The following is an 18744-nucleotide window of genomic DNA, read 5'->3' as shown; positions in this document are numbered from 1 at the left end:
ACAACAAGAAAAAGGAGTCCCGCCATGTACCCACTCTTCATCGAAGGGCTGCAACGCCTGGGCCGCGCGCTGATGCTGCCCATCGCCATCCTGCCGATCGCCGGCCTGCTATTGCGCCTGGGCGACACCGACCTGCTCGACATCGCGGTGATGCACGACGCCGGCCAGGCGATCTTCGCCAACCTGGCGCTGATCTTCGCCATCGGCATCGCCGTGGGCTTTGCCCGCGACAACAACGGCACGGCCGGGCTGGCCGGCGCGATTGGCTACCTGGTGATGATCTCCACCCTCAAGGTGATGGATACCAGCATCAACATGGGCATGCTCGCCGGGATCGCCAGCGGCTTGATGGCCGGCGCGCTGTACAACCGTTTCAAGGACATCAAGCTGCCGGAGTACCTGGCGTTCTTCGGCGGGCGGCGCTTCGTGCCGATTGTCACCGGGTTCAGCGCGGTGGGCCTGGGCGTGATCTTTGGCCTGGTCTGGCCGCCGATCCAGCATGGCATCAACAGCTTCGGCGTGCTGCTGATGGAAAGCGGCAGCCTGGGTGCCTTCGTGTTCGGCGTGTTCAACCGCCTGCTGATCGTCACCGGCCTGCACCACATCCTCAACAACATGGCCTGGTTCGTGTTCGGCACCTTCACCGACCCGACCACCGGCGCCGTAGTGACCGGCGACCTGACCCGCTATTTTGCCGGCGACCCGAAGGGCGGCCAATTCATGACCGGCATGTTCCCGGTGATGCTGTTCGGCCTGCCCGCCGCGTGCCTGGCGATGTACCGCAATGCCCTGCCGGAGCGGCGCAAGGTGATGGGCGGGATCTTCCTGTCGATGGCGCTGACCTCGTTCCTCACCGGGGTGACCGAACCCATCGAATTCGCCTTCATGTTCCTCGCGCCATTCCTGTACCTGATCCACGCGCTGCTCACCGGCCTGTCGATGGCCGTGACCAACCTGCTGAATATCCACCTGGGCTTTACCTTCTCCGGTGGCTTCATCGACATGGTGCTGGGCTGGGGCAAGTCCACCAACGGCTGGCTGGTGGTGCCGGTGGGGCTGGCGTACGCGGCGATCTACTACACCGTGTTCAGCTACTGCATCCGCCACTTCAACCTCAAGACCCCGGGCCGCGAAGAGATTCCGGTGACGCCGGCCGAAGCGCTGAGCGACAACCAGCGCGCCACGGCCTACATCCGCGCCTTGGGCGGTGCGCAGAACCTGCTGAGCGTCGGCGCCTGCACCACTCGACTGCGCCTGGACATGGTTGATCGCAACAAGGCCGTGGACGCCGACCTCAAGGCCCTCGGCGCCATGGCTGTGGTGCGGCCGGGCAATGGTGGGAGCTTGCAGGTGGTAGTGGGGCCGATGGCCGACAGCATTGCCGATGAGATTCGCTTGGCGATGCAGGGCTCCAGCCAGGCGCCATCAGCCACCGCTGCCGCCGCACCTCAAGCCAGCACCAAGGCGCAACAATGGCTGGAGGCCCTGGGTGGCCGGGACAATATCGTGCAACTGGACTGCGTCGCCATGACCCGCATTCGCCTGCAACTGGCCGACGAAAAAGCCCTGTCGCAGCGACACCTCGCGGCTCTCGGTTGCCAAGGGGTCAGCCGACTTGAAGATGGCGTGTGGCACCTGCTGGTGGGCGATCAGGCCCAAGGCTTGAGCGATGCACTCAAAGCCTTGGCCCCTCGCAACCCGATCCGCGCCGACGCCTGATCCCCCCTACCTATCTACCGCCCGGACCACGGCGACCCTCTCCATGCTGAAGGCTCTTTCCCTCAGCATGGAGCCCGTGCCCGTGAGCACTTCCCCCCCAGCCCTGGCCTTTGACGAGATCAAAGGCTCACTCAACCTGATCGGCCAGCACCTGCTCAACGTCGAGACGCCGCTGCTGCCCAGCCACACAGCGTCCGCCGAACTGGCCTACCTGGAACGCCTGGACACCCATCTGCGCCAGTACCGCCAACACTTCCTGGCCAAGAGCCGTGCGCTCTACCAGGACCTGGCCCAAAACGATCTGCATAGCGCCGAAGGCCAGACCTTGCTGACCGCGCTCAGGAGCAGCCTGAACAACCAATTGCTGGAAATGGATCGACGCGAGCAGATCGACGGCAAAGCGCGCGCCTCCTTCATGACCTTTGAAGCCGGCTACACCGCCCTGGCCAACGAGGCCGCACTTGGCGCGGCGGATCGCCTGTTGCATCCCGAGGAGCGGGCGATCCTCGAGCGCGTCCCACTGGGGCTCACCCAACGCCCCGGGTTGTATGCACTGACTTTCCAGTACCAGGGGCAAACCGTCGAACTGGCCGGGGCGTTTGTGCTCACCCAACATGCCAGCCCGGTGGTGACCGACCTTCGATCGACCCCGGCGGTGGGCCGTGTGGCGCTGTTCACCCCGTCACGCGGGATCGAGTTTTTCGACGCACTGGCCGACCTCGACACCCAGTTGTTCCAGCGCCTCAGCGCGCCGAGCGAACGCCAGCACTTCATGAACCTGCTCGCCAGCGCTTATCACGCACTGACGCCGCACGCGATCTGGCCGCTGGCGTTGGCCCCGATCAGCGACCACCCGCTGTTCAAACACCTCGACAATGCGCTGATCGCCAAACGCAGCGAAGACATCGCCCGCGCCCTGAGCCTGGTGGACAATCCCGGCCACGACCCGCAACCACTGATCGGCGCACTGGACCAGGCCATCGCCAGCGCCGTGCCCGACCTCGGCCCACGCCTGCAATGGCGCGCCCAGGCCCTGCTGGACCGCTGGCTGCGACACAGCGCGCCCGACTGGTACCGCAGCGCCAACGCCACTCGGCGCGCCCGGCTGGCCGAGTACCTGCATCACTACAACCAGGCCCGGCACAACCTGGAGCAAGTGTTCGTGCCCCTGACCACGCCGCACGCCCTGGCCCGGCACCAATGGCTGGAACGCCTGAGCGATGAGCTGGACATTCACGACCTGGACCCGGACCGACTGCAGGTCACCACCCGCCGCTTCGTCAGCCCCATCGGTGACTATGCCCACCAGCGCAGCCTGGTCGAACTGGCCCTGCGCGGCCTGCACCCGGACGATGAACGCGCCGACTCGGACTTCCTGAAAAAGACCACCCTCACCTACGATGACGCGCCCCTGCCCGACGTCTATCAAGCCCTGACGCCCGCCTGGCTCGTCCAGCAATTGGCGACCTTGCAGCCGCGCCTGGACTTCAACGCTCTGCAAAAACAACTGCAAGCCAAACCCGAGGCCTGCCAGGCGATTGAAGCGATGCTCGATCACAGGATCAACGCCCTGGCCTATGCCGCCATGCTGCAAGGGCATCTCAGCGAACAGGATCTCGAGCTGATCCAGCGCCTGCGCCAAGGCAGCGATACACGCCTGAGCGCCTCGACCCTGGCGCTGCACGAAGCCCAGTTGCAAGACCTCTGGGTGCTGCGCCAGCGCGACGCCAACGGAGTGGTCAAGCGCGTGTTGCTGTGCACGCCCGAGGCGCCACGCGCGCAGCAGTTCCAGGCGTTCGACAGTGAAATCGCCTGCCAGAACCACATCCTCGGCTGGACGCTGGACGACGGCCGCACCTCGCCACCCGGTACCCTGACCGATTACCTGATCACCCGCGTGGCCCTGCGCTTTCGCGACAAGATGAAACAAGTGCTCAGCGGCCTGAGCTATAGGTTTCACGCCCTGGAACATCGGGAAATCAGCTTCGGCCAGGCCGTCAGCCACGCCGAATGCCTCAAGGCCATGGCCACCCATGTGCTGGCCACGCGCCTGGATGACGATGAGTTCAGCACGCCCGGCTGGTACCGCTCGGCCCCGCTGGCCACGCGACGCACCCTGATGAAGCTGGCCGACGACACCGAGGGCGGTTTGCGCGCCTACACTGAATACCCCTTGTCCGAAGCCCGCGTACCGAGCTTCACCACCTACCTGCACGAGCAGGCGCGCAAACGCCTGAACGGCTTGTTGGGGCGACCGCACAACGATGTCGACCCCGACACGGTATGGGCCTATTCGCCCCCCGCGCTGATCGGTTCCTCGACGCCCGCGCCCATCAGCTACACCCAGCTGTACCGCGACGGATATGCCGACGGCATCGGCTTTCTCGACGAGAAATTCTCACGCTCGGCACGCTTCAAAGGCCCCGACGGCGTGGACCTGAGCGCACTCACGGCGGAAAAAGTAGCGCGCTCGGTCACTGGGGTCTGGATCGGCCAACGCTACATCAATGAGGTCAAAAGCCGGCTGCTCAACGTCGGCAGCCCGGACTACGACCTGCGGCGCGACACCACCCTGGCCCTGACCCAAGGGCAACTGCGCAGCGCCGCCCTTGAGTGCCAACTGCAGGGGCATATCGCCTCGGTCGACCGGCAGTGGCTGGAGCGCAGCATTTCGCGCATGGGCGAGACCTCGCCGGTGATCCGGCGCGACCATGCGATCCATCGCTTGAGCCTCGACGGCGAATGGGTGATCGGCTGCTACCTCTTCACCCACGACGATCACCCGACCCTGCTCTACACCCCCAACGCCCCGGACGGCATCAGCCTGCGCGAAGCCCGGCAGTTCAACTACCTGCTGAAAAAACTCCCCGGCATGCTCGGGTACCTGGTGCAGCGCGTCGCGGTGCAATCCCAGGCGCGGGTGCGCGCGTATCTGGAAGACGCCCGGCGCCAACTGCCCGAAGACCTGAACAAAACCAGCGCCAGCCCGCCACGCCATGACCCTATCCGCCCGCAAACCCAGATACAGGACCTGCGGCGCGAGGTCTACGACCTGAAGCTGCAACGCCGCCTGGATGACGTGCACGCCACCACCGTCAACCGCACCACGATGATCAGCGGCATCTTCTGGACCTGCGTGGAGTGGGTTGCCGCCGTCGCCACCGCGCCCTTCCCGTTGCTGAGCCTGAGCGTTGGCCTGGCGCTGGCGTTCAAGGACGCCATGCTCGCCCTGCACGCCTACCACCAAGGCGACAATGCCCAGGCCCTGGAGCATTTCATCGGTTACCTGCTCAACAGTGCCGGCGGGCTGTTCACCGATCTGCGGCCGGCCCTCGGCGCCTTGCACCACCTGGTACGGCCCGCCGCGCGCCAGGCCCCGCGACGCCTCGTGCAGAGCCCGGCGCTGAAGCTGATCAGCCCCCTCGAACCGACGTCGCCCGCGCCTCTGGACATGCAGTCGGTACTGTTCAACGGCGAATTCCTCTGGGCCCATCACACCCCGGACCCGATCGGTCGCTATTTGCTCTATCGCCTCGACCCGGCCACCGGCAGGCTGGTCTCGACCACCCGCCTGGCCGCGCCGGATGCCCAGGGCATCTGGAGACGCACCGGCGTGAGCGGCGGCGCGCCGAAGTACGAAAAAGTCCCGGACTCGCCCGACGCCCTGAAAAACTACGAGATGCCGGCCAAATACGCCGAGAAGTTGGAACACGTGCTCAACCCCGAACTCAAGGCGCTGCTGAGCAGACAAGGGGAAGGGCTCTACGACAATCCGCACCTCAGCCTTGCAGTCGCCGCCAGGGATCTGCAACCGCTGCGCGAGGTGTACCAACAGCAGGTCGATCAACTGAGCAAGGATGCCCGGGACTTTTTCAGCCAACAGGCTGCGCGTCCCCGCGCCGAAGTACCGGCGGTCGCGGCGGATACATCCCTCGCCGCGCTCATGGACAACCCGGCCTTCACCCAAGCGCCGAACCTGATCGTCGGTGCCGCCCCCGGCGCGGTCGCCGGTCTGCAGGCTGTGATCGAACACCTCGATGGGTTGATCGCAAAAGGCTTCAAGCGCCTGTACGTGGAGTACCTGCCCGGCGATGTCTTCCGCGCGAAACTGGAGAAGCTCAACAGCGGCAAATCCTGGAAGCATATCGAGCGCCATCTGAAGATCGTCGACAAAGCCCTGGGCATCGCCGAAAACGCCGACGCTTCCTACCTGGCCCTGGTGCGTAAAGCCTCGGCCAAAGGCCTCAAGATCAAAGCGCTGGACGCCTCGACCTCCTACCACCTGGACGACGCCCTGAACCTGGGCGATACCCCGCCGACCACAGCACGCGACGCCGGGCTGCGCAACTTCTATTCCCACAAGGTGCTGGAAGCCGACAGCGAAGCCGTGCCCGACGAACGCTGGATCGCCCTGGTCGACCCGGCGCGCATGACCAGCGTCGATCAAACACCGGGGCTGGCCGATCTACACCCGGCCATCGCGGTGCGCGTAGAGGGTCTCGGCGCCGGCCAGACCGTGGGGGTGCGTATCGACAACACCACGACCGCCGATTACGTGCTGGCAGTGCAAACATCCTACAAACCCGCCGACCTGCCAGGTTCGTCCACGGCGGCGCCCACCCCGACGGTTTCCCATTACAGCGACTACGACATCGCCCCGGAGCTGCGCGAGAGCATCTTCATCCAATCAAACCAGTACCGTGGCCTGGATACCCGCTATTTGCCCTCAGCCGCGCACCGCAAAGCGTTTTATGCCTTCAAAAGCACGCGGGACCGCCTCACTCTGGACGCCCAGCAGCATTTGAGCGCGCAGACACTGCCGGCCCGGCCCGAACTGGCGCGGCTCAACGGGCAAACCCTGCCGGAGCCGTTCATGCAAACCGTCAGCGACAGCCAACTGGCGGGGCTGGTCATCGGCGAAGCCCACAGCGCGCAATCGAGCAAAGCGTTTCTCATCAACCACATGAAAACCCTCAAGGCGCTGAAGTTTGAAACGCTGTACGTCGAACATGTGCTCACGGACATGCACCAGGCAGACTTGGATCTATTCCGACAGTCAAAACGCCTTTCGCCCACTCTCAAGGACTACCTCAAACGCCAGGACGCCGGGCACATGCCGCTCTACAGCGGTGCCAACAGTTATTTTGAAGTGATCCAGCAAGCCAACAAACACGGCCTGCGGATTCGCGCACTCGACTGCACCGCCAGCTACTACGTCAAAGGCGCCAACCCCGAGGCCCGTCACCAGATGTTCAGCTACTTTGCCTCCCAGGTGATCAACGCCGACCAGGCGGCACATGGCCCGCACAAATGGGTGGCGTTCATCGGCAGCGCTCACACCAACACCCACCTGCAAGTGCCCGGCCTGGCCGAACTGCAAGGCGCGGTCAGCCTGCACATCCGCGATACCGCCCCCTCGCTGTCGAGCAACATCCGTCCCGGCCGCTGGGAGACGAACCTGGAAACCCGCTGGGCAGCGCTGCGCAGTGACTTCACCCTGGAACTCGGCGTACCCGGCAGGCGCGAACCCACCGCGTTCGTCCCCCTGGACCGGACCCGACTGAAGGAACCCGGACACTTTCTGATCGAGCGCCCGTCGATGGCACAGACTCATCTGCTGCACAAATCCCGCACTGGCGAAATCGTCTCGACCCCGATCCAAGTGGACGATCAGGGCCTGTTTTTCATTGATCGCTGGGGCATGGCGCCGCAGCGCTTTGTCTACCAGAACACCTTGATCGATGCCATTCGCGCCCAAGTGCAACTGACCCCTGCGCCGTAAGCGAATGGCCAGCGACCCACAAAGGCGAATGACACAAGCTTCGAACACCCAACAACCGTAGGAGCGAGCTTGCTCGCGAAAAGCTCACAGACGACACGGGCCACCTGAAGGCGCTGCGTTATCGTTGACGTTTTTCGCGGGCGAGCCCGCTCCTACAACACGAGTTCCGAGGGACAACCTGAGAGACATATCAGAAATCTCCGAACACCCGACAACCGTAGGAGCGAGCTTGCTCGCGAAAAACTCACAGACGACACGGGCCATCTGAAAGCGCTGCGTTATCGTTGACGTTTTTCGCGGGCGAGCCCGCTCCTACAGGGGGATTTGCAATTCGGTTTGCTTGCGAGCAGCAAAAAACCCGCTGACCAAACAGGCCCAGCGGGTTTCTTGTTTATGCGGCCAACAGATCAGAAATTCGCCAACTGCCACACTTCATACGCCGGCGTCTCATAGGGATGGCTCAGCTTCAACGCCGCCACGACGGCCACGATCAGCTCATCGGCCACCACCAGCTCAACCTTCCATTCTTCAACCACTTCAACCTGGCCCACTTGCCCGATAAACGGCTGGCTGCCGTCCAATGCGCGGAATTGGCCCTGGCCCAGCACTTGCCAGGCGCAGCTGTCGTAGTCGCCGATGCGCCCGCCGCCGGCTGCGAAGACGGCGGTTTTCACCGCCTCCACATGGCTGCCGGGCACAAAGAAGGCGAGCTTGTACACGGCCTTAGTTCACCCACACGCGGGCGTTGCGGAACATGCGCATCCAGGCGCCGTCTTCGCTCCACTCTTCCGGGCGCCACGAGTTCTGCACGCCACGGAATACACGCTCCGGGTGCGGCATCATGATGGTGACGCGACCGTCGCGGCTGGTGAGGCCGGTGATCCCGCGCGGCGAGCCGTTCGGGTTGGCCGGGTAGCTCTCGGTGACCTTGCCGTGGTTGTCGACGAAACGCATGGCCACGCAGCCGGACAGGTCGGCTTCGAGCAGGGCTTCTTCGCTGGCGAACTCGGCATGGCCTTCACCGTGAGCGATGGCGATCGGCATGCGCGAACCGGCCATGCCTTGCAGGAAGATCGAGTTGGATTCCTGCACCTGCACCATGGCCACACGGGCTTCGAACTGCTCGGAACGGTTACGCACGAAGTGCGGCCAGAATTCGCTGCCAGGGATCAGCTCGTGGAGGTTGGACATCATCTGGCAACCGTTGCACACACCCAGGGTGAAGCTGTCGTTGCGCTCGAAGAACCCTTGGAACGCATCGCGGGCACGGCTGTTGAACAGGGCCGACTTGGCCCAGCCTTCACCGGCACCCAGCACGTCGCCGTAGGAGAAACCGCCGCAGGCCACCAGGCCTTTGAACTCGTTGAGGTCGACGCGACCGGCGAGGATGTCGCTCATGTGCACGTCGATCGCATTGAAGCCGGCGCGGTCGAACGCTGCCGCCATTTCCACCTGGCCATTGACGCCCTGCTCACGCAGTACGGCAACCTGTGGGCGGATGCCTTTCTTGATGTACGGCGCGGCGATGTCCTGGTTGACGTCGAAGCTGAGCTTGATGCTCAGGCCCGGGTTGTCTTCTTCCAGGATCGCGTCGAATTCCTGCTCCGCGCAGTCGGCGTTGTCGCGCAGGCGCTGGATCTGGTAGCTGGTCTCGGCCCACTGGCGTTGCAGCAGGCGGCGCTGGCCTTCGAACACGGTGTCGCCGTTGAAGACGATGTCGATCTGGCCGTTGTTGATCGGCTGGCCGATCACCGCCACGCAGTCACCCAGGCCAGCGGCGCTGAATTGTGCGAGGACGTTAGGCGTCGCGTCCTGGCGCACCTGGATCACCGCGCCCAGTTCTTCATTGAACAGGATGCCGTTGATCTCGGACGCATCCTCGGCAACGCTGTCGAGCACCAGGTTCAGGCCGCAGTGACCGGCGAAGGCCATTTCGACCACGCTGGTCAGCAGGCCGCCGTCGGAACGGTCGTGATAGGCCAGCAGGTGACCGTCGGCGTTGAGGCCCTGGATCACCGCGAAGAAAGCTTTGAGGTCTTCGGCGTCATCGACGTCCGGCGCGTGTTTGCCGAGCTTGCCATGGGTTTGCGCAAGGATCGACGCGCCCATGCGGTTCTGGCCACGGCCCAGGTCGATCAGGATCAGATCGGTGGTGCCCTTGTCCATGCGCAGCTGCGGGGTCAGGGTCTGGCGGATGTCGGTGACCGGCGCGAAACCGGTGACGATCAGCGACAGCGGCGAGGTGACGCTCTTGTCGGTGCCTTCATCGTTCCAACGGGTGGCCATGGACATCGAGTCCTTGCCCACCGGAATGGTGATGCCCAGCTCCGGGCACAGCTCCATGCCGACAGCCTTGACGGTGTCGTACAAGCGCGCGTCTTCGCCGGGGTGACCGGCGGCGGACATCCAGTTGGCCGACAGTTTGATGTCGGACAGCTTGGCGATTCGCGACGCAGCGATGTTGGTCAGGGTTTCACCGATGGCCATGCGGCCCGACGCCGGGGCGTCCAGCAGGGCCAGCGGCGTGCGCTCGCCCATGGCCATGGCTTCGCCGGTGTAGACGTCGAAGCTGGTGGCGGTGACGGCCACGTCGGCTACCGGCACCTGCCATGGACCGACCATTTGGTCACGGGCCACCAGGCCGGTGATGGTGCGGTCGCCGATGGTGATCAGGAAGCTTTTGCTCGCCACGGCCGGGTGGTGCAGCACGCGTTCGATGCTGTCGGCCAGGTCCAGCGCGCTTGGGTCAAAATCATCGCCCAGTTCGGCTTCGCGTACCGCCGAGCGGTGCATGCGCGGGGCTTTGCCCAGCAGCACTTCGAGGGGCATGTCCACCGGGCTGTTGCCGAAGTGGCTGTCGGTAACGGTCAGTTGCGGTTCGGCAGTGGCTTCGCCGACCACGGCAAACGGGCAACGCTCGCGTTCGCAGATGGCCTGGAAGCGCGCGAAGTCGTCGGCGCCGACGGCCAGCACGTAACGTTCCTGGGATTCGTTGCTCCAGATTTCGTGCGGGGCCATGCCCGGCTCGTCGTTTGGAATGTTGCGCAGTTCGAAACGGCCACCACGGTCACCGTCGTTGACCAGTTCCGGGAAGGCGTTGGACAGACCGCCGGCGCCGACGTCATGGATGAAGCTGATGGGGTTCTTGTCACCCAACTGCCAGCAACGGTCGATGACTTCCTGGCAGCGACGCTCCATCTCTGGGTTTTCGCGCTGTACGGAAGCGAAGTCGAGGTCGGCCGAGCTGGTGCCGGTGGCCATGGACGAGGCCGCGCCGCCGCCGAGGCCGATCAGCATCGCCGGGCCGCCGAGCACGATCAGCTTGGAGCCGACCAGGATCTCGCCTTTCTTGACGTGTTCTTCACGGATGTTGCCCATGCCGCCGGCCAACATGATCGGCTTGTGGTAGCCGCGCACTTCGTCGCCGCGTGGGGTGGTGATGGATTGCTCGAACGTACGGAAGTAACCGGTCAGTGCCGGACGGCCGAATTCGTTGTTGAACGCGGCGCCGCCCAGGGGGCCTTCGATCATGATGTCCAGCGCGGTGACGATGCGCTCAGGCTTGCCATACGGCACTTCCCACGGCTGTTCGAAGCCGGGGATCTGCAAGTTGGACACGGTGAAACCGGTCAGGCCCGCCTTGGGCTTGGCGCCACGGCCGGTGGCACCTTCGTCGCGGATCTCGCCGCCCGAACCGGTGGCTGCGCCCGGGAACGGGGCAATCGCGGTCGGGTGGTTGTGGGTCTCGACTTTCATCAGGATGTGCACCGGCTCCTGCACCGCGCCGTACTGGCGGGTCTCGGGGTCCGGGAAGAAACGGCCGGCGACGCTGCCGACGATCACCGAGGCGTTGTCCTTATAAGCCGACAGAACGCCTTCGCTGTGCATCACGTAGGTGTTCTTGATCATGCCGAACAGGCTTTTTTCCTGGCTTTCGCCGTCGATATCCCAACTGGCGTTGAAGATCTTGTGACGGCAGTGCTCGGAGTTGGCCTGGGCGAACATCATCAGTTCGATGTCGTGGGGGTTGCGCTTCAAGCCGATGAAGGCGTTGACCAGGTAGTCGATCTCGTCTTCGGCCAGGGCCAGGCCCAGTTCGGTGTTGGCCTTCTCGAGGGCGGCACGGCCACCGCCGAGCACATCGATCGCGGTGAGCGGCTTGGGCGCGGCGTGGCTGAACAGGCCGGCGGCCTGTTCCAGCTGGCCGACGATGATCTGGGTCATGCGGTCGTGCAGGCTGCTGGCGATCAGCTCGGCCTCAGCCTCGCTGAACTGCCCGGCGACATAGAAGGCGATGCCGCGTTCCAGGCGCTGGATTTTTTCCAGGCCGCAGTTACGGGCGATATCGCTGGCCTTGCTCGACCAGGGCGAAATGGTGCCGAACCGTGGCAGAACCAGGAACAAGCGGCCGGTCGGCTCTTGAACGGGAACGCTTGGGCCGTACTTCAGAAGGCGTGCCAGCACTTGCTGTTCGTCGGCGGTCAAGACGCCGGTCACGTCGGCGAAATGAGCAAATTCAGCATACAAGCCTGTAACAGCTGGAACCTTCTGGCTCAGTTGCTCAAGGAGTTTGCTGTGGCGAAAGGCAGAAAGGGCAGGAGCGCCGCGCAGGATCAACATCTTCGGGACAGCCTCGGGAAGGGGTGTGCTTTGAGGCCGTGCATTCTAGCGTAAACCGTCGTCAACGGCACCCGAAACGGCACCGGTGGCCGCTGCCGGACGTCAGTTGGCACGGTTTGCGCCGTATCGACGCGTTATCCCAGGCATTGGACGCAGATATTTTAACCGTCACAATCGTTCGCCAAGCCACGTTTCTGCGGGCTGCAGCCCCGTTTTGCCGGCGCTAGCAGACAAGTCCGCCGCTGTCGAGATATGGCGCCGTGGGCCGTTTGCGTATACTGCGCAGATGTTCTCACCAACTGCTTTGCGCCCGCGATGTGCCAGATGGCTCATCGCAACCGGACTCTTCCTGATGCTCAGCGCCTGTGTTGATAAACCCAGCACGCTCGAGCGAATCAAGGAGGATGGCGTATTGCGGGTGATTACCCGGAACAGCCCGGCCACGTATTTCCAGGACCGCAACGGTGAAACCGGTTTCGAATACGAACTGGTCAAGCGTTTTGCCGACGACCTGGGCGTGAAGCTGGAAATCGAGACCGCCGACAACCTCGATGACCTGTTCGACCAGTTGGGCAAACCCAACGGCCCGGTCCTGGCTGCCGCCGGCCTGGTCAGCAGCGAGCAGCGTCTCAAGCAGGTACGTTTTTCCCACCCGTACCTCGAAGTGACCCCGCAGATCATCTACCGCAACGGCCAGTCGCGCCCCACCAACGCCGCCGACCTGGCCGGCAAGAAGATCATGGTGCTCAAGGGCAGCACCCACGCCGAACAATTGGCGGAGTTGAAAAAGCAGAATCCCGCGATCGAATACGAAGAGTCCGACGCCGTCGAGGTGGTCGATCTGTTGCGCATGGTCGATGAAGGCCAGATCGACCTGACCCTGGTTGACTCCAACGAAGTCGCGATGAACCAGGTGTATTTCCCTAACGTGCGCGTAGCGTTCGACCTTGGCAATGCCAGCCACCAGAGCTGGGCCGTCGCCGCCGGCGAAGACAACAGCCTGCTCAACGAGGTCAACAGCTACCTGGACAAGGTCGGCAAGAACGGCACCTTGCAGCGTCTGAAAGATCGCTACTACGGGCATGTCGATGTGCTCGGCTACATGGGCGCCTACACCTTCGCCCAGCATTTGCAGCAGCGCTTGCCCAAGTACGAGAAACACTTCAAGACCTACGCCAAGGAAGAAAAAGTCGACTGGCGCCTGCTGGCCGCCATTGGCTACCAGGAATCGCTCTGGCAACCGGCGGTCACCTCCAAGACCGGCGTGCGCGGCCTGATGATGCTGACCCAGAACACCGCCCAGGCCATGGGCGTGTCCAACCGCCTGGACGCCAAGCAAAGCATCATGGGCGGCGCCAAGTACCTGGCCAAGATCAAGGATGAGCTGGACGACGACATCGCCGAGCCGGATCGTACCTGGTTTGCCCTGGCTGCCTACAACGTGGGTACAGGGCATCTGGACGACGCGCGCCTCCTGGCAAAAAAGGACGGCCTGAACCCGAACAAGTGGCTGGACGTGAAGAAAATGCTGCCGCGCCTGGCGCAGAAGCAGTGGTACAGCAAGACCCGTTATGGCTACGCCCGGGGCAACGAGCCGGTGCACTTTGTGGCGAACATCCGACGCTACTACGACATCCTCACCTGGGTGACCCAGCCACAGCTGGAAGGCAACCAAGTGGTGGAAGGCAAGCTGCATGTGCCGGGCGTGAACAAGACCAAGCCGCCGGAAGAAAACCCGCAACTGTAAACGCTGCAAGCCCGCGCCTCACCTGCGCCACTGAAGGTTCCTGCCAGAAATCACACCCGCCACAGGGTCATGCTCACGTCCGACGATAACTATCTAACGCCACGCCGCCTCCCCTCCCCGGCATGCTTTTTTCTCCCCAGTTCCAGGAGATTCCCATGCCGCTTACCGATACATCCGCCGCCGCCCAACGCCAGCTCAAAGCCCTGGCGCCCGCTGTACTCGACACGTGCCCGAACATGCAGGCGATGGCGGCCGACACGGCCCGCGAGATTCTCGCCAAACATGGTCTGGCTGACCTGGACCCGGAACAGGTGTACTGGCACCGGTTCAAGGCGGGCGCCAGCGATGGCCGCGCGTTTACCGGCTGGATTCATAACGATAAACCGCTGGAATCCATGACCCTGCCGCAGTTGGTGATTCACCGCTTCAGCGTGCACGATCAGGACAACGCCGACCTGCTCGACGGTGACGGCGGTTTCTACAGCGTAGGCCCCGAAGCCCGGCTTTTCGATCAGAGCAACGAGGTGCGCCTGTCCGCCAGAGCGGTGCTCAACGACTTCTGGGACATCAACTTCAGCGACCGCTATACCACGCGCATGCACAGTTTCTGGAGCACCCATCAGGACGACTTTCGCACACTGTGCAAAGTCAATTTCCTCGCCAACGCCCTGCAAGCCCGGCAGGCCGAACAGTTGACCGCCGCGCAGTTCCAGACGGTCATCAAAGCCGTCGCCAGCGACCTGACCTGGCCGCCGACCTTGTCCAACCTGCAAGCCAAAGCACCCGCCGGCTCAGGCCTGAGGTTGGCGGCGCTGGACATCGGTGGACATATCGCCAGCGATATCCTGCGCATCATTGACCGCGACGGTCGGCAAATCCTCTATGTGCCCGGCGACGCCCAAGCCTTCCACTGCTTCGACACACCGGCCGACCTGCATTTCTGGCTCTTGTGCCAAACCAACCACGCGCAAAACCGTGCACGGTTCATGACCCACTTTCCCCTCTCGGCGCAAATCCAACAGGACGATACCGACGCCGTGACCTGGAAACAGATGTTGGTGACGCCGATATTGATCTACCGCACCGCCCAGGCCCTGACCGGCACGCTGCCGCCGGACTGGGTGGACAAGGGGCTCAATGCCTGTATCGATCAGTTGTTCGTGACCTGGGGCCAGTGGGATCACCACCTGATCAATCAGGCGGATCAGTCCATCGACGGCGATGCATTCAGCTGGCTGGCCCGGTCCAGCCAGTCGCGCATGCAGGATGACGCCGACTTCTGCCTGCACAGCAACGGCGATCTGCGCAAGAAATTGTGGATCGGCTACCTGAACGCGTTCAGTAAAGTCTTCGGCCCGATGGCCGTGGTGGGCGGGCCGGTTGCCCTGGTGGTGATCGGCGCCAACGCGGCCAGCCTGGGACTCAATATCGACCAGGCCATCAACGGCAAAACCCCGGCTGAACGCCGCGCGGGCGTGCAGGGAGCAATCTTCAGCGCCATCGACACCCTGTTCAACCTGAGCGTGCTGAAAGCCGATGGGGTATTGGCGGATGTCGCCGAGGCCTCGGACAATATCGCCGACATTTACGCCAACGTCCCAAAGCCGTCTGAGATAACGCCAGACAAGATTGCACTGGAGCCCGTGCAGCCACCCGACGTGCCAGCTCATTACGAGGCCAACCTGATCCTTGAGGGTGAAACTCTCAATACCACGCCCGGAAAGGGCTTTCAGGTCTATACCCTGAAAACCTCGAACGGCTTGCCTCAGCACGCAATCATGATGAATGGCCAGACCTACTACGTTCGCTATGAAAACGACCTCAACGGTCCGAGCCACTGGGCCATCGTCGATCCGGCCAACCCCAACGGCTTTTCCGGCAGCCGGCCGGTTCGCCTGAACGAACAACTGGAATGGGAGCCGCTGCCTGGCAGTCGAGGCCTCAAGGGTGGAGGCGGCAACTCGAGCAAAGCGGCCAACGCCCGCCCGACAGGCACTGCCGCAAGGCCTTCGACATCGAACGCCATTGGCCGGGCGATTACACCGTTCGATACGCCGCCCTCGCTACGCCGAGAGCTCAAGAAATGGGCGCTGGACATCCTGGAAACCCATGTCGACGCCCGCTTCCTGAGCGTCGACCGCTTTGCGCACTACTTCAGCCGCACCCATGACCAATTACTGCAAGCGGCAAGAACGTTCTACCGCGACCTGTCCTGGTCACGCTTGCCGCAGCGACCGAGTATTCCGGCGCTTGAACCGTCCGCCTCGTTCGCCGATTTGATCGAACGCCTGCCAGAACATCTGCCGGGCCTGGTCATCGGCGAAACCCTGGACCGCATCACCAGCACGCGCCTGATCATGGAAAACCTGCCGCTGCTCGCGCGCAAAGGCGTCAGAACCCTGTACATGCAACGCTTGCTCAACGACTTTGCCCAGGACGACCTGAATCACTATTTCCAGAGCGGCATAATGTCCGAAGACCTGCAAGAAAGCCTGAGCGCAATGAGCACCGACCCTGCCGGGCAATTCAACGAACTGCAACTGATCAAAACCGCCAGGAGCAATGGCATTCGCGTCCAGGCCCTGGACTGCGCCGCCCACTACAAATACCCCGACCCTCTCCTCGCGCGCACCGAGCAAATGGCCAGGAACTACCTGGCCCACAGCCTTTTCCGCAGCGACCAGACCCTCAACAGCGCAGGCAAATGGCTGATCCTGACGACACCCGACAGCACCAACACATTCCGCGAAGTGGCCGGCCTCAGCGAATTGGAAGGAGGGATCGGACTGCGCATCGAGGAGGTCTACCCCGGACAAGGCAACGACCTGCGAATCGACCCCGGCACCCCGGTCGATTTCGACCTTGTCACCCAGGGCGAAGGGGCGAGCGATACCTCCGAGACCCTGCACGCCGACCTGCGCGTCCAGGTCGAAGCGCCCCCGGTGCAACGCACTGAACTACAAAATCGACGCCTGCTGTTTCGCAAGGGCATGTACCTGATCGACGAAACCGAAGGCGCCTACACCCTACTCCACCGCAGCCGCGACCAAGGCTTCGTCATGACCCCCATCACGCAACTGGCCGACGGCAGCTTCGTCATCGAACGTCCCACCTGGCCGCTGGTGCACCAAGTGCACTTCCCTACGCTGGACAAACTCTCCTCAGCCATCACCAACACCGGGCTGAGCCTGCAAAGCAGGTTGCCGCGCTGAAGCGTTGAACGGGCGAAAAAAAACCTGGCCGAGGCCAGGTTTTTTTCACGGGCTAAGTGCCGTGTTTATTCCCACTCAATCGTCGCCGGCGGCTTGCTCGACACGTCATACGTCACGCGCGAAATGCCTTCGATTTCATTGATGATACGGCCGCTGACGGTTTCCAGCAGTTCGTATGGCAGGTGGGCCCAGCGGGCGGTCATGAAGTCGATGGTTTCTACGGCACGCAGGGCCACGACCCATGCGTAACGGCGACCATCGCCGACAACGCCTACGGATTTCACCGGTTGGAACACTACGAACGCTTGGCTGACCTTGTGGTACCAGTCGGCCTTGCGCAGTTCTTCGATGAAGATGTGGTCGGCGCGACGCAGCAGGTCGGCGTATTCCTTCTTCACTTCACCGAGGATACGTACGCCCAGGCCCGGGCCCGGGAATGGGTGGCGGTAGACCATGTCGTAAGGCAGGCCCAGTTCCAGGCCCAGACGGCGGACTTCGTCCTTGAACAGCTCGCGCAGTGGTTCGACCAGCTTGAGGTTCATTTCATCAGGCAGGCCACCCACGTTGTGGTGGGACTTGATCACGTGGGCCTTGCCGCTCTTGGCGCCAGCCGACTCGATCACGTCGGGGTAGATGGTGCCCTGGGCGAGGTACTTGATGTTGTCCAGTTTGTTGGACTGGGCATCGAACACGTCAATGAAGGTGCGGCCGATGATCTTGCGTTTTTTCTCCGGGTCGGACTCGCCGGCCAGGTTATTCAAGAACTGTTCTTCAGCGTTGGCGCGGATCACTTTGACGCCCATGTTCTCGGCGAACATGGCCATCACTTGCTCACCTTCGTGCAGGCGCAGCAGGCCGTTGTCGACGAACACGCAGGTCAGTTGGTCGCCGATGGCCTTGTGCAGCAGCGCGGCAACCACGGAGGAGTCAACGCCGCCGGACAGGCCGAGCAGGACGTTGTCGGTACCGACTTGTGCACGGACCTGGGCGATGGCGTCTTCAGCGATTTTCGACGGGGTCCACAGGGCTTCACAGCCGCAGATGTCGAGGATGAAGCGCGACAGGATGCGGCCGCCTTGCTTGGTGTGGGTCACTTCCGGGTGGAACTGTACGCCGTAGTAGCGACGCTCGTCGTTGAACATGCCGGCAATCGGGCAGCTTGGGGTGCTGGCCAGGATGTGGAAGTCCTGCGGCATCCTGGTGACTTTGTCACCGTGGCTCATCCACACGTCGAGGCCGAACAGGCCGTCGGCGTCGACGTGGTCTTCGATGCCGTCAAGCAGGCGGCTCTTGCCGACCACGTCGACACGGGCGTAACCGAATTCACGCAGCTCGGAACCTTCAACCTTGCCGCCCAGTTGCTCGGCCATGGTCTGCATGCCGTAGCAGATACCAAAGACGGGTACGCCCAGGTCGAATACGGCTTGCGGGCAACGCGGGCTGTCGGCTTCGTGCACGGACTCCGGGCCACCGGCGAGGATGACGCCTTTCGGTGCGAATTCGCGGATCGCTTCGTCGTCCATGTCGAACGGATGCAGTTCGCAGTACACACCGATTTCACGCACGCGGCGAGCGATCAGTTGGGTGTACTGGGAACCGAAATCGAGGATCAGGATACGGTGGGCGTGAATGTCGAGGGCCATGAGATCAGTCTCGTCTAATGA

At 63.2% G+C, this 18744-nt stretch carries 7 protein-coding genes; 4 read left to right on the top strand and 3 right to left on the bottom strand.

Annotated elements, in window-relative coordinates; genetic code table 11:
• The first annotated feature begins 24 nt into the window (after positions 1-24).
• Together nagE and BLR63_RS29060 are read left to right on the top strand one after the other, a co-directional pair.
• On the top strand, positions 25-1719 hold the full coding sequence (gene nagE, locus BLR63_RS29065; protein ID WP_010565259.1) for an N-acetylglucosamine-specific PTS transporter subunit IIBC: 1695 nt from the start codon (positions 25-27) through the stop codon (positions 1717-1719).
• 82 nt (positions 1720-1801) lie between these two features.
• Positions 1802-7501 (top strand): membrane-targeted effector domain-containing toxin, encoded by a 5700-nt coding sequence (locus BLR63_RS29060; protein ID WP_010565258.1) that lies wholly within the window; start codon positions 1802-1804, stop codon positions 7499-7501.
• 407 nt (positions 7502-7908) lie between these two features.
• Here BLR63_RS29060 and BLR63_RS29055 read toward each other — a convergent pair whose 3' ends face one another.
• Positions 7909-8220, bottom strand: coding sequence for an NIF3 1 (locus tag BLR63_RS29055; RefSeq protein ID WP_010565257.1), 312 nt, complete (start codon positions 8218-8220; stop codon positions 7909-7911).
• Between the two features lie 4 nt (positions 8221-8224).
• Complete coding sequence (gene purL, locus BLR63_RS29050; RefSeq protein ID WP_010565256.1) at positions 8225-12121, bottom strand: phosphoribosylformylglycinamidine synthase; 3897 nt, start codon at positions 12119-12121, stop codon at positions 8225-8227.
• 286 nt (positions 12122-12407) lie between these two features.
• On the opposite strand from purL, the gene mltF reads away from it, so the two are divergent.
• On the top strand, positions 12408-13868 hold the full coding sequence (gene mltF / locus BLR63_RS29045) for a membrane-bound lytic murein transglycosylase MltF (RefSeq protein ID WP_010565255.1): 1461 nt from the start codon (positions 12408-12410) through the stop codon (positions 13866-13868).
• Positions 13869-14023: 155 nt separating this feature from the next.
• Positions 14024-17080, top strand: a complete 3057-nt coding sequence (locus BLR63_RS29040; protein WP_010565254.1) for a membrane-targeted effector domain-containing toxin — start codon at positions 14024-14026, stop codon at positions 17078-17080.
• Between the two features lie 65 nt (positions 17081-17145).
• On the opposite strand, the gene guaA is transcribed toward BLR63_RS29040, so the two are convergent.
• A complete protein-coding gene (gene guaA / locus BLR63_RS29035; protein WP_010565253.1) occupies positions 17146-18723 on the bottom strand; it encodes a glutamine-hydrolyzing GMP synthase in 1578 nt (525 codons plus the stop codon).
• Positions 18724-18744: the final 21 nt, after the last annotated feature.

Origin of the sequence: Pseudomonas extremaustralis, assembly GCF_900102035.1 — a bacterium.
Classification (GTDB): Bacteria; Pseudomonadota; Gammaproteobacteria; order Pseudomonadales; family Pseudomonadaceae; genus Aquipseudomonas; species Aquipseudomonas extremaustralis.
Note: the sequence above shows the minus strand (reverse complement) of the source record. Positions and strands in the feature narration are given on the sequence as shown.